Source organism: Pseudonocardia endophytica (genome assembly GCF_004339565.1).
GTDB lineage: Bacteria > Actinomycetota > Actinomycetes > Mycobacteriales > Pseudonocardiaceae > Pseudonocardia > Pseudonocardia endophytica.
Window position 1 is genome coordinate 695354 of record NZ_SMFZ01000001.1, and the last position, 22837, is coordinate 718190.

Annotated in this window: 17 protein-coding genes and 1 pseudogene; 8 read left to right on the plus strand and 10 right to left on the minus strand. The window is 74.2% G+C overall.

The window, feature by feature from the left end; all coding sequences use genetic code 11:
* Positions 1 to 187 precede the first annotated feature (187 nt).
* Positions 188 to 3862, minus strand: a complete 3675-nt coding sequence (locus EV378_RS02800; RefSeq protein WP_132421179.1) for a DUF3710 domain-containing protein — start codon at positions 3860 to 3862, stop codon at positions 188 to 190.
* On the minus strand, positions 3862 to 4317 hold the full coding sequence (gene dut, locus EV378_RS02805) for a dUTP diphosphatase (RefSeq protein WP_243653233.1): 456 nt from the start codon (positions 4315 to 4317) through the stop codon (positions 3862 to 3864). The genes EV378_RS02800 and dut overlap by 1 nt, the downstream gene beginning before the upstream one ends.
* Positions 4318 to 4431: 114 nt before the next feature.
* Here dut and EV378_RS02810 point away from each other — a divergent pair, with 114 nt between their 5' ends.
* Positions 4432 to 4926, plus strand: a complete 495-nt coding sequence (locus tag EV378_RS02810) for a DUF3093 domain-containing protein (protein ID WP_132421181.1) — start codon at positions 4432 to 4434, stop codon at positions 4924 to 4926.
* 45 nt (positions 4927 to 4971) lie between these two features.
* On the opposite strand, the gene EV378_RS02815 is transcribed toward EV378_RS02810, so the two are convergent.
* Positions 4972 to 5274, minus strand: a complete 303-nt coding sequence (locus EV378_RS02815; RefSeq protein WP_132421182.1) for a DUF4193 domain-containing protein — start codon at positions 5272 to 5274, stop codon at positions 4972 to 4974.
* Between the two features lie 307 nt (positions 5275 to 5581).
* Here EV378_RS02815 and EV378_RS02820 point away from each other — a divergent pair, with 307 nt between their 5' ends.
* Complete coding sequence (locus EV378_RS02820) at positions 5582 to 6721, plus strand: phosphotransferase family protein (RefSeq protein ID WP_132421183.1); 1140 nt, start codon at positions 5582 to 5584, stop codon at positions 6719 to 6721.
* A gap of 5 nt (positions 6722 to 6726) precedes the next feature.
* On the plus strand, positions 6727 to 7371 hold the full coding sequence (gene cei / locus EV378_RS02825) for an envelope integrity protein Cei (protein WP_243653234.1): 645 nt from the start codon (positions 6727 to 6729) through the stop codon (positions 7369 to 7371).
* Positions 7372 to 7379: 8 nt separating this feature from the next.
* Here the strand turns inward: cei and EV378_RS02830 are convergent, their stop codons facing one another.
* On the minus strand, positions 7380 to 8240 hold the full coding sequence (locus tag EV378_RS02830) for an inositol monophosphatase family protein (protein WP_132421184.1): 861 nt from the start codon (positions 8238 to 8240) through the stop codon (positions 7380 to 7382).
* 183 nt (positions 8241 to 8423) lie between these two features.
* On the opposite strand from EV378_RS02830, the gene EV378_RS02835 reads away from it, so the two are divergent.
* Positions 8424 to 9899, plus strand: a complete 1476-nt coding sequence (locus EV378_RS02835) for an RNA polymerase sigma factor (protein ID WP_132421185.1) — start codon at positions 8424 to 8426, stop codon at positions 9897 to 9899.
* A 157-nt stretch (positions 9900 to 10056) separates the two neighbouring features.
* Positions 10057 to 11646 (plus strand): MFS transporter, encoded by a 1590-nt coding sequence (locus EV378_RS02840; protein ID WP_132421186.1) that lies wholly within the window; start codon positions 10057 to 10059, stop codon positions 11644 to 11646.
* Between the two features lie 110 nt (positions 11647 to 11756).
* Here EV378_RS02840 and EV378_RS02845 read toward each other — a convergent pair whose 3' ends face one another.
* From EV378_RS02845 to EV378_RS02860, 4 genes are all read right to left on the minus strand, one after another.
* On the minus strand, positions 11757 to 12662 hold the full coding sequence (locus EV378_RS02845) for a cation diffusion facilitator family transporter (RefSeq protein WP_132421187.1): 906 nt from the start codon (positions 12660 to 12662) through the stop codon (positions 11757 to 11759).
* 211 nt (positions 12663 to 12873) lie between these two features.
* Positions 12874 to 15411: an ATP-dependent Clp protease ATP-binding subunit gene (locus EV378_RS02850; protein ID WP_132421188.1), complete on the minus strand. Its 2538-nt coding sequence runs from the start codon at positions 15409 to 15411 to the stop codon at positions 12874 to 12876.
* A 95-nt stretch (positions 15412 to 15506) separates the two neighbouring features.
* Positions 15507 to 18110, minus strand: coding sequence for a PEP/pyruvate-binding domain-containing protein (locus EV378_RS02855; RefSeq protein WP_132421189.1), 2604 nt, complete (start codon positions 18108 to 18110; stop codon positions 15507 to 15509).
* A 50-nt stretch (positions 18111 to 18160) separates the two neighbouring features.
* Positions 18161 to 19048: a serine hydrolase gene (locus EV378_RS02860; RefSeq protein WP_132421190.1), complete on the minus strand. Its 888-nt coding sequence runs from the start codon at positions 19046 to 19048 to the stop codon at positions 18161 to 18163.
* A gap of 179 nt (positions 19049 to 19227) precedes the next feature.
* On the opposite strand from EV378_RS02860, the gene EV378_RS02865 reads away from it, so the two are divergent.
* Positions 19228 to 20682: an APC family permease gene (locus EV378_RS02865; RefSeq protein WP_132421191.1), complete on the plus strand. Its 1455-nt coding sequence runs from the start codon at positions 19228 to 19230 to the stop codon at positions 20680 to 20682.
* 28 nt (positions 20683 to 20710) lie between these two features.
* Positions 20711 to 20833, plus strand: a pseudogene (locus tag EV378_RS36870) (DNA topoisomerase IB); the annotation flags it as partial.
* On the opposite strand, the gene EV378_RS02870 reads toward EV378_RS36870, so the two are convergent.
* Positions 20779 to 21060, minus strand: coding sequence for a hypothetical protein (locus EV378_RS02870; protein ID WP_132421192.1), 282 nt, complete (start codon positions 21058 to 21060; stop codon positions 20779 to 20781). The pseudogene EV378_RS36870 and the gene EV378_RS02870 overlap by 55 nt on opposite strands.
* 29 nt (positions 21061 to 21089) lie before the next feature.
* On the opposite strand from EV378_RS02870, the gene EV378_RS02875 reads away from it, so the two are divergent.
* Positions 21090 to 22301: an MFS transporter gene (locus EV378_RS02875; protein ID WP_132421193.1), complete on the plus strand. Its 1212-nt coding sequence runs from the start codon at positions 21090 to 21092 to the stop codon at positions 22299 to 22301.
* Here the strand turns inward: EV378_RS02875 and EV378_RS02880 are convergent.
* A complete protein-coding gene (locus EV378_RS02880) occupies positions 22291 to 22836 on the minus strand; it encodes a GNAT family N-acetyltransferase (RefSeq protein ID WP_132421194.1) in 546 nt (181 codons plus the stop codon). The two genes, EV378_RS02875 and EV378_RS02880, sit on opposite strands and share 11 nt — an antisense overlap.
* Position 22837 lies beyond the last annotated feature (1 nt).

Consider the following 22837-nt stretch of genomic DNA (forward strand, 5'->3'; position numbering starts at 1 on the left):
GGCCCCGCGGAGGTCCGACCCGTGTCGGAGCCTGTCGCTCGTGTCGCGATCCGACTCGTGCTCGTGTCGTGCTCTCGCGACATCAGGGTAACGCGCGCGACGCGCGCCGTGTGCCCGTGTGCGACCGGCATCGCCACCCCCGAGGGTGAGACACCACTCACAGTCCGGACGCCGCCGGGAACCGCTGTCACCGTCGGTGCCGCCCCGGGTCCCGCGGCGCGCTGAACAGGGACAACGGGTCGTTCCCGGACGGTCGGCCGTCCGTTCCGGTGCGGTCGCGTTCCCGACGCCGCCGGGGTCGGCCCTCCCCCGCGTCGGTGGCGCGGTGGCCGGAGCGGCGGTCGCCGTCCGGTCCGTCGGTCGTCCCACTTTCCGAGGAACGGAACAGCGCATCGCCGGATGCCGCCCGATCGGCCCCGGGCCGCTCGGAGAGGGGTCGTACGGCGGCACCGTTCGCACGGTCGTGCCCGCCCGGCTCGGCGTGCCGTCCGGAGGGACGGTGCGCGATCTCCGCGGACATCCAGTCGGAGAGCGCCTCCTCCTCCGGGTCGCGGCGGCGCATCCCTCGGCCGTCCGTGGCGGACACGTCCCGGCGACGGCCGCCTCCGGACGGCCGCCTCCGGGGCAGCTCCTGCGGTGCAGGCGGCGGTGCAACGGGGGCGACGGGCGCGCTGTCCAGCGTCGCCTCCTCGAGCGGGACGTCCGCGAGCGGGATGTCCTCGATCGCCAGCGGTCCGGCCGGCGCCGGCTCGACGTCCGGGCGCGCGCGCCACGACGGCTCGTCGTGCGGGAATCCGTCGTCCGGGTCCCGCGCCACCGTGCCGCTGCCACGGGACGGGGTCTCGGGCTCGTCCCACAGCGACCGGTCGGGGCAGTACCGGCGGTCGCCGGCGTCGAACCCGTCGCCGAGACCACCCGGAGGTGTCCGGTCGGTCTCGGGCGCGAAGGACGACACCGCGGTGATCGCGGGGTCGCGGCGCTCGGGGAGCTCGTCGTCGACGGGATCGGGCCGGACGTCGCCCACGACACCCCGGTCGGCGGGGGTCCACAGCAGACCGTCCCGTCGTGGGGGCGGGGCGAGCAGGTCGTCGTCGGCCTGCATCCGGGCGACGGCCGGACGGTCGTCGCGCGGGTCGACGACGTCGCGGCGGGGCCTTCGGGCGCCGCTGTCCCCGGCGGTGCGGCGGGCCCGTCCGGTCCCGTCGACCGGGCGGGCCCGGCCGGCGCCGCCGTACCGGCCGGCGTCCTCGTCCCGGGCGGTCTCGTCGTACCGGTCGTCGTACCGGTCGTCGCCGTACCGGTCGTCGTATTCGGCGTCCGTCCGGTCGTACCGGCCGGTGCCGCCGGGCCCGGCGGCGGGCCGGTCGGCGCGGTCGTAGCGACCGGTGCCGGGTCGCGCGGACCCGTACCGGTCGGCGCGGCCGTACCGGCCCGTGCCCTCGTACCGGTCGTCGTCGTACCGGTCGTCGTGCCGGTCGTCGTGCCGGGCGTCCTGGTACCCGGCGTCCTGGTACCCGGCGTCCTGGTACCCGGCGTCGTCGTACCGGTCGTCGTGGTATCCGGCGTCCTGGTACCGGTCGTCGTACCGGTCCCCGTCGAACCGATCGTCGTCGTACGGTCCGGCGCCGTCGTAGCGACCGGTGGGTACGTCGGTGCGGGATCGGTTGCGGCCGGTGTCGCCCGCCGGGGCCCGGGTCCGACCGGTCCCCGTGGTGCGGCCGGTCTCCCCGGACGGTGTCGCACGTTCCCGCTGGTCGGGGGTCAGGGCGGCGGCCGCCCCGGTCTGCTCCCCGCGAGCCGGTCGTCCGGCGTCGTGGGGCGGGGTGCCCGGCGCGACCGCGCCGAGCGGGCGCAGGATGCCGGTCTCCTCCACCGGGGACGGTGCACGGCGTGCGCCGGTCGCCTCCGGACCGCGCCGGCCGCGGGCCGGCTCCTCCCGCGGTGCGGCGTCGGCCGGTCGCCCGCGGGCCGGGGGCCGGGGGCCGTTCGCGGCCGTGCGCTCGACCGGGGCGGAACCGTCGGGTCCGTCCGGACTCCTGCCCGCGGGTGGGGCGCCCGGCCGCCGGGGCGGCTGCTGCGCTCCGGCGGGCCCACCACGGTCCGCCATCTGCGGAGCCGGAGCGGGTCCCGCGGTGCCGTTGCGCGGCGCGGCGTTCGCCGGACCACCGTTCGCCGGACCACCGTTCGCCGGGCCACCGTTCGCCGGGCCACCGTTCGCCGGGCCACCGTTCGCCGGGGCGCCGTTCGCCGGGGCGCCGTTGCGCGGCGCGCCGTTCGCCGGGGCACCGTTCGGGATGCCTCCCCGGGCCGCGCCGTTCCGGGCGGACGCGCCGCGGGCGTCGGGACGACCGGTTCCGTCCGGTGTGGCACCGGTCTGCGACGCACCACCCCGCGCCGCGCCGTTCCGCGCGGCAGCGTTGCGACCGGTCGAACCGGCCTGCGGGGCACCGTTGCGACCGGTGGCGCCTGCCTGCGCGGCGTTACGGCCGGTCCCGCCGGCCTGGACGCCGTTGCGGCCGGTCCCGCCGGCCTGCGCCGCAACGTTGCGGGCGCCTCCGGCGGCAGGCGTGCGGGTCGTGGCGCCGTTCGCCGCCGCCGGGGTGCGGGTCGTCGCGCCGTCCCCGGAACCACCCGCCGCACCGGCGGGACCGTCCTCGGGGCGGGCGACGGGCACGGACACGGTGATGCTGGCCGTGCGCGGCTTGTCCGCGTTCTCGGCATCGGCGCGGTCCTCGGCGCGCTCCAGCGGGAGCACGGTCCGCGGCGGGTACGGCAGCTTGCCGCGCACGACGATGATGCCGCGCATCACCCGTCGCAGCTCGACGTCGAGTGCCTCGACGGTGTCCATCGCGGCCGTCGCCACGCCGTAGACCATCCACCGCGGCCCGTCCGCGCCGATGAACACCGACGCCGCGTTCTCGGTGCGGGCGTGCAGCTCGCGTCCCCAGTCGCCGTGCTCGGTCCGCACGCGCGCGCCACCGCCGCGCAGGGACTCCTCGATCTCGTCGGCGAGATCCGGCCAGAGGTTCGACGTGCGCGGCGCGGCCAGCGCGCTGACCGCGATCCGGCCCTCCGGCAACATCAGGTGCACGGCCTGCGGGCGCCCGCCGTCGGCGCCCTCGAGCTTCATCTCCGCGCCGAACGGCACCGGTACCTGCATCGACCCGAGGTCGATGCGGGCCAGCGCGTCCGTCATCGACGGATCGAGCTCCTCGACGTCGGCCGGTCCGAGTGGACGTCCGTCGCGGCCGGGCGGCGGGACGGCGAGTGGTCCGTCGCCGACCCCGTAGGCGTCGTCGTCGTAGTCCTCGTCGTCCTCGTAGCCGTCGTCGTACCGGTCGTCGTCCTCGATGTCGTCGGCCGGGTAGCCGTCGCGGTCGTACCCGTCCTCGTCGAACCCGTCGCGGTCGAAGCCCTCCTGGTCGAACCCGTCGCGGTCGAAACCCTCGCGGTCGAACCCGTCCCGGTCGAAACCCTCGCGGTCGTAGCCGGTGCGACCGCGGGCGGGCTTGCCGTTCGTGCGCCGTCCGGACCGGTCGTCCCCGCCCCCGCCGTGGGTGAGCAGCGGCGGGCCGTCCGGGGGGTCGTCCGGGTCGCCCCCGTCGTAGCCGAGCGGCGTGTGGTCCCGCGCGTAGAGCGGCTCGTGGTCGTCGTCCGCGGGACCGGACGGGCCCCGCCCGTTGCGGCCGCCGTGCCCGTTGCGTCCCGCAGGGATGTCGTCGTACCCGTCGTCGTGGTCGTGGTAGCCGTCGTGGCCCGGACCGTCGTCCGGGTGGCCCCCGTACCCCGGGTATCCCGGGTAGGAGGTCTCGGCATCGCGGCGGCCGGCTGCTGCCGTGCGGCCGCGGGAACGACCGGGCATCAGGTCCCCCCTCCGCCGTCGTCGACGGATCTCACACCGGTCGAACCGTGCCCGCCGGAGCCGCGTGCGGAGTCGGGCAGCGCGTCGACCTCCCGGAAACGGGCGTGCTCGACGCGCTGGACGACGAGCTGGGCGATCCGGTCGCCACGGCGCAGCGTGAGCGCCTCGGTGCGGTCGAGGTTGACCAGGCAGACCCGGATCTCGCCGCGGTAGCCGGCGTCGACCGTGCCGGGCGCGTTCACCACGGACAGGCCGTGCCGGGCGGCGAGCCCGGAGCGCGGGTGCACGAAACCGGCGAAACCGGGCGGCAGCGCGACCGCGACACCGGTGCCGACCAGCGCCCGGTCACCCGGCGCGAGCACGACGTCCTCGGTCGTCACGAGGTCGGCGCCCGCGTCGCCGGCGTGCGCGTACGCGGGCAGCGGCACGCCGGGATCCAGCCGGGTCAGCAACACGTCGACAGACGGGGCGAACCGGGCCTCATCCTGGGGAGCTGCGAGAGGTTCGTCGACGGAACGAGCCTCGGCAGGGACGGAACCTGGCACGGCGACCGACGCTACCCTGGCCGGGTGAGCGAACAGGTCGCACCGACGAGTTCTGCGACGTCCGGCCCCACTGCGTTCGACGAGCGGTTGTCGGTGCCGCTGTGGTGGTACGTACCGGCCGCCGGTCTGGGACTGCTGCTCGGCGCAGAGGTGCACATGGGCTATCCGGGGTTCCGGTCCTGGATCGGCTACCTCGTGCTGATCCCGCTGTGCGTGGCCGCGCTGTGGTGGCTGGGCCGATCCCGGGTTCGCGTGGAGGGCGACACGCTGGGCGCCGGCGACCGGTCGGTGGCGCTGCGCCACGTCGGCCGCACCGACGTCGTCGAACGCGGGGACAAGCAGGAGGCGCTCGGGCCGGACCTCGATCCCACCGCGTTCCTGCTGCACAGGGCGTGGATCGGCCGGCTCGTGCGGATCGAGATCACCGATCCGGACGCGCCGGAGCCCTACTGGGTGCTGAGCAGCCGGGACCCGGAGCGTCTCGTCGCGGCACTGGAGAAGGGCCGCAAGGGCCGGTGAGAACGGAGCGCGCCCGGACCCGTGACCGGGGCCGGGCGCGATCGGTCATGCCGCGCAGTCGCGGCAGATGAACTGCCCACCGCTGGAGCTCGCCAGGCGGCTCCGGTGGTGGACCAGGAAACAGCTGGCACAGGTGAACTCGTCCGCCTGCTTCGGCAGGACGTTCACCGTCAGCTCCTCGCCGGACAGGTCGGCACCAGGGAGCTCGAAGCTCTCCGCCGTGTCCGTCTCGTCGACGTCCACCACCGCGGACTGCGCCTCGTTCCGCCGTGCCTTCAGCTCGTCCAGCGAGTCCTCGGCCAGCTCGTCGGCCTCGTTGCGTCGTGGGGCGTCGTAGTCGGTCGCCATTGTCCACCCTTGCTTCGTCACGTCCGTGCAGCTCACCGGCGCGGGCAAGCTGCGGTCCTCTCGCACTTCACGTTCGCCCGTGCCGCAGGGGAACGTCGCGGACGCGGGGATTGTGCCCGGTGCTGGAGTGACGCCGGTCTCACCCCGTCGATGGGGTCAGACCGCCGATCGTTCTCCCCCTCGCCGCGGCCGCCGGGCGGCCGTGGCCGGGCGGCTGGTCCTCCACCGGCGGCGGGGAGGGTAACCCGACGCCTCCCGGCCCGTCGCTGCGGGCCCGGGATGCGAGCTCCGGTTAGGGTTCCGCACCGTGACGGCGGGGAGCGCGGACGGCGCGAACGACACGGACGACACCACTCCCGGAGCGGACCCCGGGCGGGTCGGCGCCTGGCTCGCCGGCGAGCTCGGGGACGACCGATGGCGGGACTCGCGGCTGTCCACCGTCGGCGCCGGGCGGTCCAACCTCACGTACCGCGTGCAGAGCCGGGCGGGGTCGGTCGTGCTCCGCAGGCCGCCGGTCGGATCGGTGGCCGAGACGGCCCACGACATGGGCCGCGAGCGCCGTGTGATGGCGGCGCTGGCCGGCACGTCCGTCCCGGTGCCCGCGATCCTCGCGCACCACGACGGGAGCGACGGCGGCCCGGTCGACGCCGACTGCTTCGTGATGGAGATGGTCGAGGGCGTCGTGCCGGTGAGCCGCGACCTGCCGGACGGATGGGCCTGCGACGAGTCCGGGCGTGCGCGCGCCGGGCAGGCGCTGGTGGACGTGCTGGGCGAGCTGCACGGGGTCGACCCGGAGTCGGTCGGGCTCGGCGACTTCGGACGGCCGGACGGGTTCATGGAGCGCCAGATCCGCCGCTGGGGCAAGCAGTGGGCGGCGGCCAGGGACGACTCCTCGGCGCCGTCGGCCACCGACGAGCGCACCGAACAGGAGCTCACCCGGCTCTCCGAGCGCCTCGCCGCCGAGGTCCCGTCGACCCAGCGGCACACGATCGTGCACGGCGACTACCGCATCGACAACTGCCTCTACGCCGCGGACGACCCCGGCCGGATCCGTGCCGTGCTCGACTGGGAGATGTCCACGCTCGGCGACCCGATGGCCGACCTCGGCCTGCTGCTCGTCTACTGGGAGCAGGACGGCGACGGAGCGGTCTGGTCGGACGCGCAGCAGCTGCCGAGCCCGACCGGGCTGCCCGGGTTCCCGACCCGCGCCGAGGTGGCGATGGCCTACCGGGACCGCACGGGTCTCGATCTCGCCCCGCTGCCCTGGTACGCCGGGTTCGGCGCGTTCAAGCTCGCCGTGGTGCTCGCCGGCATCCTGTCCCGGGTCCGGGCGGGCGCCGTGCCTGCCGAGATGGCCGAGGGCCTGGAGGACGCGGTCGGGCCGCTCGTCGGGCTCGGTCACCACCTCCTGGACTCCGGCACCGACGCGTTCCCGGGGCTCCGGTGAGGTCGGTGCGGCTGCCCGAGTCCCCGTTCCCGACGCGCCAGCGGCCCTACCAGCGCAGGCGCACCCGCCCGATCGTGATCACGTCGATCGTGCTCGCCGTGCTGATGGTGGTCATCTGGGTCCCGGTGATCATCGTGTCGTCCGGCGGGCCGTCGGACATCAGCTGCAGCCCGCCGTCGCAGGGTCCGGAGATCGGTACCGTCGTCGACCGCTCGGAGTTCCAGGACGTCACCCCGACCGCGCCGCGCGACGTGCGGTTCACCGTGCTCAACGCCGGCGACCAGCGCGGACAGGCCAACCTGGTGTCCGCGCAGCTGGGCGACCTGGAGTTCAGCGAGGCCCGGCCGCCGCTGAACGACTCCCGCTACCCGCAGGGCGACCTCGACTGCGTCGGGCAGCTGCGGTTCGGCCCGACCGGGGAGGGCGCCGCGTCCACACTGGCGCTCGTCCTGCCGTGTGTCGAGCTGGTACGGGACAACCGCCCGGGTGCCAACGTCGACGTCGTCATCGGCGCCTCGTTCACCGACGTCTCCCCCGGACGGGCCGCCCGCGACGTGCTCGACCAGCTCTCGCAGCCCGCAGGGGCGAACGGACGCCCGGCCGTGGCCGACCCGAACCTGCTCGCGCAGGCCCGCGAGTCGGGCTGCTGAGGAGTCCCTCAGACCTCGCCCGCGCCGTTCTCCCGGGCGAGGTCGACGAGTGCGGCCGCGACGCCGGGTGCCGCGGCGAACGCCACGTCCGCACCCAGCCCGCCGGGACCCGCGCCGCCCGGCGCAGGGCCCAGGTCGTCCGGTCCGCCCGCGATGCCGAGCACGGCGCCCGCCTCGGCCGCGACGAGCGACGCGGCCGCCCAGTCCCACCAGTGGCAGCCGTGCTCCACGTACCCGTCCAGCCACCCGGCACCGACCGCGCACAGGTCGAGCGCGGCCGAACCGGCCCTGCGGACGTCGCGGACCCTCGGGAGCAGGCCGGCCACCATCCGCGCCTGCCGCTCCCGCCGCTCGGACCGGTACGAGAACCCGGTCCCGACGAGCGCCTGCGACGGGTCGGTGGTCGTGGACACGCGCAACGGGACACCGTCGCGGGTGGCCCCCGAGCCGAGCGCCGCGCTCCACAGCCGACCGGACGCCGGCTCCGCCACCGCGCCCGCGAGCGTGCGGCCGTCGCGCACGGCGGCGACCGAGATCGCGTACCAGGGCAGGCCGTAGAGGTAGTTCACGGTGCCGTCGATCGGGTCGAGCACCCAGCGGGCCTCGGACTCGTTCCCCGCGCCCTCCTCACCGAACACCGGCTCGCCGGGCCGCAGCACGGCCAGCCGGTCGCGCAGGAACCGCTCCACCGAGGCGTCGGACTCGGTGACGACGTCGGTCGGCGAGCTCTTCGTCCACACCGCACCGTCGCCCACCTGCGCGGACGCGTGCGGTGCCGGCAGGGAGCGCAGGTGCTCCGCAGCCTCGCGGGCGACCCGTTCGGCCGTGTCGCGCAGGACATCGGGGGTGTCCGGGAGCGGTGCGGTCATGGCACCATCCGACCATTCGCGGCCGTTCCCGCCACGCGCGGGAGCGGAGGTGCACCCCGGCTGCGTGCACGCAGTTACAATGGAGCGGCATCCCTCCTCCGGGACGCGCGGCGACCACCCACTAACGCCGGCGACCGAGGCGGCGACGACACAACAGACACGCGAGATCGCCGGACGCACGCCATGGCGCGACACGGCCGCCCACGGGTGGACCGCGGTCCGGTGTACCACTCCAGCGCACGTAGCGAGAGGGCCCAGGTGGCAGCCGCAAACTCCGCAGCACGCAGCGACTCGACCGTCGAGACGCCGAGCACCGCAACCCGCCCCCGCCGCAGTGGGGCGGCGACCAAGTCGGCCACCAAGACCGGCACGCGGCCGGGCGCGAAGAAACCCGCCGCGAAGAAGGGCGTCGCGACGGACGGCGAGGCGACCGACGTCGTCGAGACCGCTGAGGGCGTCGAGGAGGTCGACCTCGACGAGGCCGCTCCGGACGAGGGCGAGCTCGCGGTCGACGAGGTGGCCGCGGACGACATCGAGGCCGATCTCGCCGAGGCCGCCGGTACGCCCGACGCCGCCGTCGAGGCGGACGACGATGACGACGATGACGACGACACGAACACCGGCGCCAACCGTCAGGCGCCGACGACGCGTGCGTCGCAGCAGAAGTCGGCCGACTTCGTCTGGGACGAGGAGGAGTCCGAGGCGCTGCGCCAGGCGCGCAAGGACGCCGAGCTCACCGCCTCGGCCGACTCGGTCCGCGCCTACCTCAAGCAGATCGGCAAGGTGGCGCTGCTCAACGCCGAGGAGGAGGTCGAGCTCGCCAAGCGGATCGAGGCCGGCCTCTACGGCGCCGAGCGGCTGCGCAAGGTGTTCGAGGCCGGCGAGAAGGTCTCCCCGCAGATGCGCCGGGACCTGCGCTGGATCGTCCGGGACGGCGAGCGCGCGAAGAACCACCTGCTGGAGGCGAACCTCCGGCTCGTGGTCTCGCTGGCCAAGCGCTACACCGGCCGCGGCATGGCGTTCCTGGACCTGATCCAGGAGGGCAACCTGGGCCTCATCCGTGCGGTCGAGAAGTTCGACTACACGAAGGGGTACAAGTTCTCCACGTACGCCACGTGGTGGATCCGCCAGGCGATCACCCGCGCGATGGCCGACCAGGCCCGCACCATCCGCATCCCGGTGCACATGGTCGAGGTCATCAACAAGCTCGGCCGCATCCAGCGCGAGCTGCTCCAGGACCTGGGCCGCGAGCCCACCCCGGAGGAGCTCGCCAAGGAGATGGACATCACCCCGGAGAAGGTGCTGGAGATCCAGCAGTACGCCCGGGAGCCCATCTCGCTGGACCAGACCATCGGCGACGAGGGCGACTCGCAGCTCGGTGACTTCATCGAGGACTCCGAGGCGGTCGTCGCGGTCGACGCGGTGAGCTTCACGCTGCTGCAGGACCAGCTGCAGTCGGTGCTCGCGACGCTGTCCGAGCGCGAGGCGGGCGTCGTGCGCCTGCGGTTCGGTCTCACCGACGGCCAGCCGCGCACGCTGGACGAGATCGGCCAGGTCTACGGCGTCACGCGTGAGCGGATCCGGCAGATCGAGTCCAAGACGATGTCGAAGCTGCGGCACCCGTCCCGGTCCCAGGTCCTGAGGGACTACCTGGACTGAGCTCCACCGGCGAACGCTCCCGGACCGAACGGTCCGGGGGCGTTCGTGGTTCACGCGGGCGAAACGCGGCCCGTCCCTCGCACGAGGTGGCTGTCGACGGTGCGACCAGCCGGCGTGGCGGCCGCACATCGCGTTCGGTGACCACTGCGAGGGACCCATGACATCGCGGACGACGGTGACGGGAGCCGCCCGGCGGCTCGTGCTGGCCGGCATGACCGTCGCGAACGCGATGATCCTCGTCGACCAGACCGCGGTGCCGCTCGTGCTGCCGGACATCGCCGACGACTTCGGCGTGAGCTCTCTGCTCGTCCAGTGGGTGCTCAACGCGAGCCTGCTGCCGCTGGCCGGGCTGCTGGTCCTGGGTGGACGGCTCGGGGACGTCCTGGGCAGGCGGAAGGTCTTCCTGGTCGGGGCCGTCCTGTTCGCCGGGGCGTCGGCCGTCGGCGGGCTGGCACCGTCGTTCGCGGTGCTGCTCGGCGCCCGCGTCTGCCAGGGCGTGGGCGGAGCGCTGATGCTGCCCGCCACGATCGCGATCGTCGGGGCGGCGTTCGACCGCAACGAGCGGGGCCGGGCGCTGGGCACGATGGGCGGGATCGCCGCCACCGCGGGTGCGCTCGGGCCGACGATCGGTGGTGCGCTCACGTCGCTGATCAGCTGGCGCGCGGTTCTGCTGATCAACCTCCCGCTCCTGGTCGTCACGGTGTGGGCGACGCTGCGCGCGGTGCCGCGCGACGAGCCGGGTGACGGGAACCGGTCGGTCGACGTGGCGGGCGCGGTGCTGGCCTGCATCGCGCTGATGGGCCTGGTGTTCGGCCTGGCCCAGACGACGACGTGGAGCTGGACGTCGCCCGGCGTGCTCGTGCCGCTCGCGCTGGCCGTCGTGGCCGGGGTGCTGTTCGTCGTGCGCGAGCGCCGCGCCGCCCAGCCGCTGATGGATCCCCGCCTACTGCGGTCCCGCCGCAACTACCTCGGCGCGACGATCAGCCAGGGCGTCGCCGGGATGGCGGAGATGGGCCTCGGCCTGATCTTCCCCCTGCTGCTGATCCTCAACCTGCGGATGAACCCGGGGCTGGCCGGGATCGCCCTGCTGGCGACGACGGTGCCGATGGTCGTCGTCGCCCCGCTCGTCGGGCGCTGGTACGACCGCGGCGGCGGGCGCCCCCCGCTCGTGGTCGGCTTCGCCGTGCTGGCCCTGGCCGGCCTGCTGCTCGCCGCGGGAGTGGGCCCGCAGAACTTCTGGTGGCTGCTGCCCGGGCTGCTCGCCTACGGCGTCGGCCTCGCGATCGTGCTCACCGTGAACGACCCGGTCAGCCTCGACATGGTCCCCGACCGCGACCAGGGCCAGGTCTCCGGCGTGTCGGCGACGGCCGAGCAGGGTGGCGGCGCCGTCGGGATCGCGCTGCTCTACGCCGTGTTCCACTCGACGTACGTCGCGGTGCTGAACGACCAGGTCGCCGAGAAGGGTCTGCCCGCCCTCACCCCGGAGCGGGGCGCCGCGCTACGGGACGCGATCGAGAACGCCGAGCAGGTCGGCCTCGATCCGAGAACGTTCGACCCCCGGCTCGCGGAGTACCTGCTGGCGACCAGGGCGGCGTCGACCGCCGGGTACACCGTCGTCTTCCTCGTCTCCAGCGTCCTTGCCCTCGCCGGGCTGGTGGCCACCGCGTTCCTCGTCAGGCGCCCGCCACCTGACGACTCCGGACCCGACGGCGCCGAACCGGTCGGGGAGGACACGCGCTCCGCGTGAATCACCCGCCGAGATGGCGCTCATGGCTGTTCGACGGCGCCCCCGACAGCCATGAGTGACATCTCGACGCGAGTCGATCATGACGGGTGAACCGCTCGGCTCCCGGGCGCTCAGCCGCAGTGGTCCTCGTGCGCCACGTGCGCGACGTGCTCCACCTGCAGGGTCGTGTGCGCCAGCCCGAAGCGCTCCCGCAGCAGGTGCCCCGCACGGTCCAGCACCGACGCGTCCCCGCAGTGCATCTCCGACTCCTCGTGCACGACGAGGTGCGCGGACATCGCGGGCGTCCGATCGTTGATCACCCAGACGTGCAGGTCGTGCACCTCGTCGACGTCCGCCAGCTCCAGCAGCGCGGCCTGCACCTCCGCGGGGTCGACATCGCGCGGGGCACCCTCCAGCAGGACGTGCACGACTTCGCGCAGCAGCGACACCGCCCGCGGCAGGATCAGCGCGACGATCAGCAGCGACGCGATCGTGTCCGCGTACGGCCACCCGGTGGTCAGCAGCACGACGGCCGCCGCGAGCACGCCGACCGACCCGAGCGCGTCGCCGAGCACGTGCAGCATCGCGCCGCGCATGTTCATGTTCCGGCGGTCCCCACCGGACAGCACGACGAGCGACACGACGTTCCCGGCGAGTCCCAGCGCACCGATGACCAGCAGCGGCAGGCCCGGGATCTCGACCGGGTCGAACAACCGGGACACGCCTTCGATCGCGACCCAGACGACGACGGCGACCAGCGTCAACGCGTTCGCGCCCGCCACGAGGACCTCGGCGCGGCCGAAGCCGTAGGTGCGGCGCATCGTCGACGGCCGCGTGGCCAGGGCCGCGGCGAGCACGGCGGCGGCGAGCGCGCCCGCGTCAGTGAGCAGATGACCGAGGTCCGCCAGCAGCGCCAGCGACCCGGTGAGCAGCGCCCCCACGGCACCGAGCACGGCCGTGGCCAGCGTGACCAGCAGCGCGATCGTGAGCCGCCGCCGGTCGGCGTCCGCGCCGCCGTGTCCGTGCCCGTGTCCCATGCGCCCTCCCCGTCGTTCTCAGGGCGACCTTACCCATGCATGTATTCGCATGTCTATGTGATCCCCCACGGTCGAGCCGGTGCCGTGTCGCGCAACGGTGGTGCCGGAATCGGCGGATCCAGGCGTTCGCAGGCACGGCGCCGCCCCGCCGGGCTGACACACGACCGCGCCCGCCCCGGCGAACCGGGAACGGGCGCGGTGCGGGACGGGATCAGACGCCGACGGGCTCGCGATCCGCGGGCGAGATCCGCAGCTCGCCGTCGACGACGTCGACGCGGACGGTGCTGCCCTCCCCGAGGTCTCCGTCGAGCAGCAGCGTGGACAGCGGGTTGTCCAGCTCCCGGCGGATCGTGCGACGCAGCGGTCGGGCACCGAACTCCGGCTGGTAGCCGTGTCCGGCGAGCAGGCGCACCGCCTCCGGTGTCACGTCCAGCGTGATGCCACGGGCCTCCAGGCGCGAACGGGTCTCGCGCAGCAGCAGCTCGGTGATCGTCTCGAGCTGCTCGGCGTCCAGGCGCCGGAACACGATCGTCTCGTCGATCCGGTTCAGGAACTCCGGACGGAACACCTCGCGCAGCCGCGGCATCAACCGCTCGGACAGCACGGCGTCCTCGCGCTCGGCGGCGGACCCGCTCTGCTGGGCGGCCGAGCCGAAGCCCAGCGTCATGCCGTGCCCGGTGATCAGCTCGGACCCCACGTTCGAGGTCATGATGATCACCGTGTGCCGGAAGTCGACGGTGCGGCCCTGACCGTCGGTCAGCCGGCCGTCGTCGAGCACCTGCAGCAGCGTGTTGAACACGTCCGGGTGCGCCTTCTCGATCTCGTCGAGCAGCAGCACGGAGTACGGACGGCGGCGCACGGCCTCGGTCAGCTCCCCGGACTCGCCGTAGCCGACGTAGCCGGGAGGCGCCCCGATCATCCGGGCGACCGTGTGCTTCTCGCCGTACTCGCTCATGTCGAGCCGGACCATCCGGTCCTCGTCGCCGAACAGCGACACGGCCAACGCCCGCGCCAGCTCGGTCTTGCCGACTCCGGTCGGGCCGAGGAACAGGAAGCTGCCGACCGGACGGTCGGAGTCGCCGAGGCCGGACCGCGAGCGGCGGATCGCCTCCGCGACGGCCGTGACCGCCGCGTCCTGCCCGACGACGCGCCCGTGCAGCTCGTCCTCCAGCTTGAGCAGGCGATCCTTCTCGGCCTGTGTCAGCTGGGAGACGGGGATGCCGGTCGACCGGGACACGACGTCGGCGATCTCGTGCACGCCGACCTCGGGTGCCTTCGCGTCCGGCTTGTCACCGGGGGCGCCGCTCAGCTCGGCGCGGGCCGCGCCGATCTCGTCACGGAGCTGCGACGCGCGCTCGTACTCCTCGTGCGCGACGGCCTGGTCCTTGTCCCGCTCCAGCTGCTCGATGCGCTGTTCGATCTCGCGGCGGTCCACGGTGGGCGTGCGGGTGCGCAGCCGCACCCGGGCACCGGCCTGGTCGAGCAGGTCGATCGCCTTGTCCGGCAGGAACCGGTCGGTCACGTAGCGGTCGGACAGCTCCACCGCCGCCCGCAGCGCCTCCGGCGTGTAGCGGACCTGGTGGTGCGCCTCGTAGCGGTCGGCCAGGCCGCGCAGGATGGCGACCGTGTCCTCCACCGTCGGCTCCGGCACCAGCACCGGCTGGAACCGGCGGGCCAGCGCCGCGTCGGACTCGATGTGCTTGCGGTACTCGGCCAGCGTGGTCGCACCGATCACGTGCAACTCGCCGCGGGCGAGTGCGGGCTTGAGCATGTTGCCGGCGTCCATCGAACCGCCGCCCTCGCCCCCTCCACCGCCACCGGCGCCGACCATCGTGTGCAGCTCGTCGATGAACACGATCACGTCGTCGGCGTGCTGGCGGATCTCGTCGATCAGCGCACGCACGCGCTCCTCGAAGTCACCGCGGTAGCGGGTGCCCGCGACCACGCCGGACAGGTCCAGCTGGACGACGCGACGGCCGCGCAGCGTGTCCGGCACCTCGCCGTCGGCGACGCGCTGGGCGATGCCCTCGACGACGGCCGTCTTGCCGACGCCCGCCTCGCCGATCAGCACCGGGTTGTTCTTGGTGCGCCGGGACAGCACCTCGATCGTCTGCTCGATCTCGTCGCCGCGCCCGATCACCGGGTCGAGCTCCCCGGACCGTGCGGCGGACGTGAGGTCCTGGCCGTACTGGTCCAGCGTCGGGGTCCGGCTCTCCTGCTCGGGGATCTGCGGCCCGGCCGCAGACGGTGCAGCGCCGCCCTGCTGACCGCCGGGAGCCACCGAGCCGGGGGTGAAGCGGGCCCGGGCGAGGAGCCGGCCGGCCGCGGACTCCTCGTTGCCGGCGAGCGCCAGCAGCAGGTGCTCCGGCCCGATGTAGCTGGAGCCCAGCGAGCGGGAGATCTGGTGGCTGTCGAGGAGCGCGCGCTTGGCGGACGGGGTCAGCGACGGCATGCGGCCGTCGGACTCCTGCCGCGGGAGGCGCTCCTCCAGCGTCCGGGCGATCACGTCCGGATCCGCGCCTGCGCGCGCGATCCAGCGGCGCGTCGCGTCCGTACGCGCGCAGGACAGGAGGATGTGCGCGGCGTCCAGGTCGGTGTCGCCACGGTCGGACGCCTCCTGGGCGGCGCCCGCCATGATCTCCCGCGCACCCGCGCTCATCAGGCGGGTCAGGTCCACTCGCCTGCCCGGGCCGCTGGGGTCGCCGGGACCGCCCTGCGAGGGGTCGCCCGGCCCGAAGAAGCCGGTCATCGTCGTCTCGTCACCTTTCGTGGGGGTGTGTCGGAGCGTTCCCACTCCGCCTCTCCCCCGTCCCAACACGTGGGACGCCCCGTGGGATTCCCGGTCTATCGAGCGATCCGTATCTCGCCGGCCGCTCCGTCCACGGTGACCGTCGCGCCGGTCGTGATCGTGCTGGTCGCGGCCGGTACGCCGACGACGGCGGGGATGCCGTACTCGCGGGCGACGACGGCGCCGTGCGAGTTCGAGCCGCCCATCTCCATCACGAGTCCGCCCGCCGTGAGGAACAGCGGCGTCCAGCCGGGGTCGGTGGACGGGCAGACCAGGATCTCCCCCGGTTCCAGATGCGCACCGGCCGGATCGAGTACGACGCGTGCGGGTCCGGTCGCGACGCCTGCGGACGCGGCCGACCCGGTGAGCGCTCCCGGCGTCGGCGTCCCGGCCGCGAGTGCTTCCGGCTCGGTGCCGTCGGAGAGCAACACCCGCGGGACGTGCCGTCGCAGGGCTTCACGGGCGTGCTCGGCCTTCCGGTCGGCGACGGTCGCGCGGTGGTCGGCACCGTCCAGGGCGGTCCGGACCTCGGTCAGCTCGAGGGAGAACACGTCCTCGGCGTCGTCGAGCAGGCCGCGGGCGGCGAGATCGGTCCCGACCGAGGCGAGCTCGCGACGGGCGTGGGCGAGCCTCCGCACGAGCAGGTCCTTGTGCTCCTCGCGCAGGCCGGCCAGCCGCCGTGTCCGGCCGAGCGCGAACCGGACGGCGGCCGCGCGGAGCCGGGACCGTCGTCGTACCGCGGCCACGACCGACCGCACGGCATCCTCGGCGGCCCGCGCGCCACGGGCGAACCGGACGTCCGGAGCGGCGTCCGGGTCGTCGGTGCGCAGGTACCCGGCCAGCACCCCGAGCAGGTACGACGGGTCGTCGCTCCAGCGGAGCACGCCGAGGTCGATCTCGGCGACGGCGCGGTGGCCGTGCTCGGCCAGGAACCGGTGCAGCTGGGTGTCGAGCACCGGCGGCAGCGCACCCTGGCGGTACGCGATCGCGAGGTCGGGGGCGGGCCGCTCGGACAGGGCGGCCGCCGACGCCGCGTCGGCACGGACCCGGGTCGCGACGTCCCAGAGCTCGAGATCCATCTCGGTCGTGCAGTTGTGCGGCAGGGAGCGCAGCACCTCGTGCACTCCTGCGGCGTCCAGGTCCGGGCCGGCCAGCTTCCGTGCGGCGCCGAGCGCGACGAACCCCGCCGCCGCCACCGGCGCGACGGCCGGGATCGCCGTGAACACCTCACCCATCGTGTCGACGGCGTGGTCGACGCGCTCGTGCGGTCCGGCACCCGGCCGGGAGGGCGCGAGCCCGCGGGTCCGCCGCCGGGCCCCCTCCACGTGCCGCAGCCCGGCGGCCGGGCTGAGAAGCGACATCACGACGACCGGCGGGATCCGGAAGTGGGCCAGCGCGCGGAGGAGCCGGGTCGCGAACGGCCGCCACGACGTCGTGCGCAGGGAGAACTCCGGCCGGTCGAACAGCCCGCGCAGCACGACGGCCGACCGGGCCTCCATCACGTCCAGCACCATCGGCACCAGCCGCCGCCCCGCCGCGCTGCGCAGCACGGGTGTCGCGTCGACGAACACGCGCCCGCCCGCGACGCCGAGCGCGGGCGGGCCGGTGAGCCGGTCGGCGACCGGGAAGCCGAACACCGCCCCGGCCACCGAGGAGGCGACCACCCTGATCGCCGAGATGCCCATCGGCGTCAACGGGCCCGTCAGGCCCTGGGCCAGGCTCACGCACACGTGCACGCGCAGTCCCGGCCCGCCGGGCGGCGGGAGCGGGTGCAGTGTCGTGATCGGACGGGACTGGGTCGTCCACAGTGTCCCGTCGGGGGCGATCGCCCACTCGATGTCCTGCGGCGCACCGAAGTCCGCCTCGACCCGCCGACCGAGCGCGACCAGCTCGGCGATCTGCGCATCGTCCAGGCAGCGCACCGGATCACCGTCCGAGGCCACGGTGGACACGCCACCGCCGGCGACCGGGCGGACGGCGACGCCCTTGTCCCCCACGCGGTACCCGGCCACGGAGCCGTCGGCCTCGACCGTCACGTGGTCCGGGTTCACCGCGCCGGACACGACGGCCTCCCCCAGGCCCGGCGCGGCGTCGATCACGGTGCGGGTCCGGCGCCCGCTGACCGGGTCCGCGGTGAACAGCACCCCGGCCACGGCGACCTCGACCATCCGCTGCACGACAACCGCGAGCGCCACGGTGGACGGATCGATCCCGTTGCGCGCCCGGTACTCCACCGCCCGGTCCGTCCACAGTGACGCCCAGCAGTGCCGCACGGCGTCCAGCAGTGCCGTCTCCCCGACGACGTTCAGGTACGTGTCCTGCTGACCGGCGAAGCTCGCCGTCGGGAGGTCCTCGGCCGTGGCGGACGAGCGCACGGCGACCGGGACGTCGTCCCCGAGCTTCCGGTAGGCGGCGAGAACGGCCGCGGCGACGTCGTCGGGCATCGCGCCGTCCAGCAACGCCTCTCGCGCGGACCGGGCGTCCGGCGCCGCCTCCGGGCAGGCGACCGCCGCGACCCGGCGGTACGCGTCGGTGCGCACGCAGAAGCCGTCCGGCACACGGACACCGGCCCGGAGCAGCACACCGAGGTTGGCCGCCTTGCCGCCGACGTCCGCCAGATCGTCCGGCCCGACCTCGTCCAGGCCCACCGTCGTGTCCATGAACCACGGTAGTCCCGCACGTGGCCGGAACTCAACAGACGATGAAAAAATCAGACGTCGCGCGTCGCGGACAGCACGTCGTCGGCGACGTCCCGGCAGACCTGCCACCCGAACTCCTCGGGACGGTCGCCGGGGAACCGGGTCAGCACGGAGAGCGCGTAGTCGTCCGAGGCGACGACGCAGTTGACGTTCCACCCGGTCGCGGAGTGGTAGGTCCAGCCGTTCTTCTCGGCCACCCGCTCCCCCGGCAGCAGCGCCGCGATGCCGGACCGGCCGTCGTCGTCGATGGAGCGCAGGTCACCGATCAGCTCCGCGCCGCCCGGCCAGCGCGGCGCGAGCCGCAGCACGCAGTCCAGCGTGCGCGTCGCGTCCACGGCGGTGATCTGGGTGAGCGCCCAGTAGCCGCGCTGCTCGGTCGAGACCGCGACCCCGCACGTCTGGCGCAGGTGGGTGAGCGAGGCGTCGCCGCCGAGGCGCCGGTAGAGACCCTCGGCCGCGTCGTCGTCGCTGCTGCGCACGGCCCTGCGGATCAGGTCGCGCTCGGTCGCGGTCACCGCGCGGCGGTCCTCGTGGGCGTCGCGCAGCGTGTCCGCCGCGATCCATGCCTTGATCGCCGACTCGGAGTTGGTGCGCTCGGTCGTGGCGTTCGCGGAGCCGACGCGACGGTCGGTGTCCCGCTCGAGCAACGACCAGGCCAGCCACAGCCCGTCCTCGCCGTCGCGGCTCACCCGCACTCCGGTGGTGAACACGTCCGGCCGCGGTGTCGGGACGACCGGCGCGGGCACCACGGCCACAGTGGACGGCGGTCCGGCGGACGGCAGGGTGGACGGTCCCGCCGCCCGGACCGCGCCATAGGCGGCCCCCGATCCGCACAGGACGACCGCGCCGAGCGCGAGCGCCACCGCGACCACGACCGACCGCGCGCGCCCAGGCGCCACCGAGTGCTCCCCCGTCCGATGTGCAGGCCACCCCGCCCGCACGTCCCTGTGCCACCGATAGTGCCCGTTTGCGCCGATCGAGGGGGATCAGCGCGGCGGAGTTCACCTCGACGTCACGGTCCGGGCACCGTCGCCGTGTCCGGGGTGACGGACCGCCACGACCGAACTACGGTGCGCCGATGTCGGTCACTCGGACGCTGCCGGTCGAGCGCATCCTGCGCCGCACCGCCGACTCGTCGCTCAGCAAGACCCTGAAGGCGCGCGACCTCGTCGGCTTCGGCGTCGGGATCATCATCGGGACCGGGATCTTCACGCTCGCCGGCGTGGAGGCGAAGGACAACGCCGGCCCGGCCGTGACGGTCTCGTTCGCGATCGGCGCGGTCGTGGCCGCACTGGCCGCGCTCTGCTACGCCGAGCTCGCGTCGTCCGTACCGACCGCGGGGTCCGCGTACACGTACACGTTCGCCACGCTCGGCGAGGTCTTCGCCTGGATCATCGGCTGGGACCTGTTGCTGGAGTTCGGGCTCGGGCTGGCGACCGTGTCGCGCAGCTGGTCCGGCTACCTGGCCGACCTGTTCGGTCTGCCGTCGCAGTGGTTCGGGGAGGACGCGACGGTCAACGTGGGCGCCGTCGTGATCATCGCGCTGCTCACCGTCGTCGCGGTCACCGGCATCCGGCAGTCCGCACGGCTGACGAACGTGCTGGTGCTCGTGAAGGTCGCGGTGGCCGTTCTGGTGATCGTCGCCGGGCTGTTCTTCTTCAACGCGGACAACCTGACCCCGTTCGTGCCGCCGGCTCAGGCGCCGGAGGGCGGCTCGCTGCTCACCTCGCCGGTGCTGTCCGGCGTGTTCGGCCTGGAGCCGTCGACGTACGGCATCGGCGGCATGCTCACCGCCGCGGCCGTCGTGTTCTTCGCCTACACCGGCTTCGAGGCGCTGGCCAACCTCGGCGAGGAGACCCGCCGCCCGGACCGCGACCTCAAGATCGGCCTTCTCGGCGCGCTCGCGCTGTGCGCCGTGCTCTACGTGCTGGTGTCGCTCGTGCTGACCGCGATGGTCCCCTACGACCGGATCGACGACGGCGCGCCGCTCTCGGCCGCGTTCTCCTCCGTCGGGCTGTCCTGGGTCGGCGCGCTGATCGCGATCGGCGCGGTGACGGGTCTGACGTCGGTGATGATGGTCGAGCTGGTGACGATCGGCCGGATCGGCTACGCGATGGGTCGCGACGGGCTGCTGCCGAAGCCGATCGGCACGGCGCACCCGAAGTTCGGCACGCCGCACCGGATGACGATCATCGGTGCCGTGGTGTGCGCGGTGATCGCCGCGTTCACCCCGATCACCGCGCTGTCGGACATGGTCTCGATCGGCGCGCTGGCCGCGATGATCCTGGTGGCGGTCGCCGTGCCGGTGCTGCGGCGCAGCCGTCCGGACCTCGAGCGGCCGTTCACGGTCCCGTTCTCGCCGATCGTTCCGGGACTCACGGCCGTCGCCTGCCTGTTCCTGATGCTCAACCTCGACCTGGCCACCTGGCTGCGGTTCGTCGGCTGGCTCGTCCTCGGCCTGATCGTCTACGCCGTCTACGGACGGACGCACTCGTTCCTGGCGGACGGGAAGCCCGGCGCGGACACCGAATGAGCCGGGCCGGCGCGGGTGGTCCGCAAGGGTGCGACTGACGAAGGCGGTTCCCTACCGTCACGGCATCACCCGCCGTCGGCGCGGCCGGGGCTGGAGCTACACCGGCGCCGACGGGACGGCGGTCACCGACGCGAGCGTCCGGGCCCGGATCGACGGGCTGGTGATCCCGCCCGCGTGGCGGAAGGTGTGGATCTCCATGGCACGCAGCTCCTCTGTGGACCCGCGGGGGATCGGCGCGTTCGGTGACGGCGTCACGATCGCCGACGGGCTGCGGCGGGCCCGCGCGCGGGCACGGACCGAGACCGAGATGCGGGCGTCGCTCGAACGTGCCGTGATCCGGCTGCCGGACCGCAGCGGCCGAGCGGACCCGATCGACATCATGGCGGACCGTCGTGCATGCTTGTTCCGTGGCGGAACAAACTCTGGCGAGCGGTCCGGGACGCACGGAACGGCGTGCCAGGGCCGGCGTCGCGCTGGTGTTCGCCACGAACGGCCTGGTGTTCTCGAACGTCCTCCCCCGCTATCCGGAGATCAAGGACTCGCTGGGCCTGACGAACGCGTGGTTCGGCGTCGCGGTCGCCGCGTTCCCGTTCGGTGCGCTGGTCGCCGGCCTGGCCGCCGGAGCACTGGTCGCGCGGTTCCGGTCGTCGCGGGTGGCGACGTTCGGCATGGCGGCCATCGGCGCGGGCATCGTGCTGATCTCGTTCGCGCCGAACGGGGCGCTGCTGGCCGCCGCGATGTTCCTGGCCGGCGCGTCCGACGCGATCGTCGACGTCGCGCAGAACGCGCACGGCCTGCGCGTGCAGCGCCGCTACGGCCGCTCGATCCTCAACTCGTTCCACGCCGCCTGGAGCGTCGGCGCCGTCCTCGGTGGGCTGATGGGAGCGGCCGCCGCCGGGCTGGCCGTCCCGCTGTCGCTGCACCTCGGGGTGTCGTCGGTGACCTCGGCGGCCGTCGCGATCGCCGTGTACCGGTTGCTGCTGCCCGGCCCCGAGGACGCCGAGCGCTCCCCGGCGGCCGACACCCCGTCGTCGCGACGACCGTGGGCCGGCCTGGCCCCGCGCGTGCTGCTGCTCCTGCTCGCGTTCGGCGTGATCGCGAACTCCGGCACGCTCGTCGAGGACTCCGGGCAGACGTGGGCCGCGATCTACCTGCAGGGGTCGCTCGGCGCCGCGGCCGCGACGGCCGGTCTGGGCTTCGTCGCGCTGCAGGGCCTGCAGTTCGTGGGGCGGCTGACCGGTGACCGGCTCGTCGACCGGTTCGGGCAGCGGGCCGTCGCGCGGGTCGGCGGCCTGCTCGTCGCCGGCGGGATGGGACTGGCGCTGGCGTTCCCCTCGGTACCCGGCACGATCGCCGGGTTCGGGCTGGCCGGGCTCGGCGTCGCCACGCTCGTCCCGGCCGCGATGTCCGCAGCCGACGCGTTGCCCGGCCTGGCCGCCGGCACCGGGCTGACGATCGTCACCTGGCTGATGCGGGTCGGGTTCCTGGTGTCGCCGCCGGTGGTGGGCGTGATCGCGGACGCGACGAGCCTGCGGGTGGGGCTGCTCGTGGTACCGCTGTGCGGGATCGTCGTGCTGGCCCTGGCCGGCGTGCTCGCCGGTCGCCGTGTCAGCCGCTGACCGCGCGGTCCATCAGCAGGCCCTCGAGCTCGACGCCGTCCGGGTGCACGATCGGGACCGTCTCGCGTCCGGCGAACCCGAACGCGCGGTAGAGCGGCACACCGGCCAGCGTCGCGACCAGGACCAGCGATCCGAACCCGGCGCGCGCCGCGTCGTCGGCGCTGCGCTGCAGGATCTCCCGCGCCAGTCCGCGTCGAGCCCAGCCCTCGCGGACGAACATCGCGCGGATCCGGGCCGGCTCGGTGGCCGGGTCGATGGTCCGGACCGGGTCGTCGCCCTCCGCGTCCGCCGGACCGGCGAACAACTTCGCCCTGCGGCTCCACCCTCCACAGGAGACGATCTCACCGTCCACCTCGTGCACGAGGTAGGTGCCGTCGTCGACGAGCATCGGGTCCAGACGTGCGGTGAAGCGGGCGGCCGATGCGGTCTGGCGCTCGTCGTAGTACGCCGGGAAGTGCGTGAGCACCGACCGGCGCATCACCTCCTCGATCGTCGCGGCGTCCTCGGGGCGGGCGGTGCGCAGGACCGGCGGCATC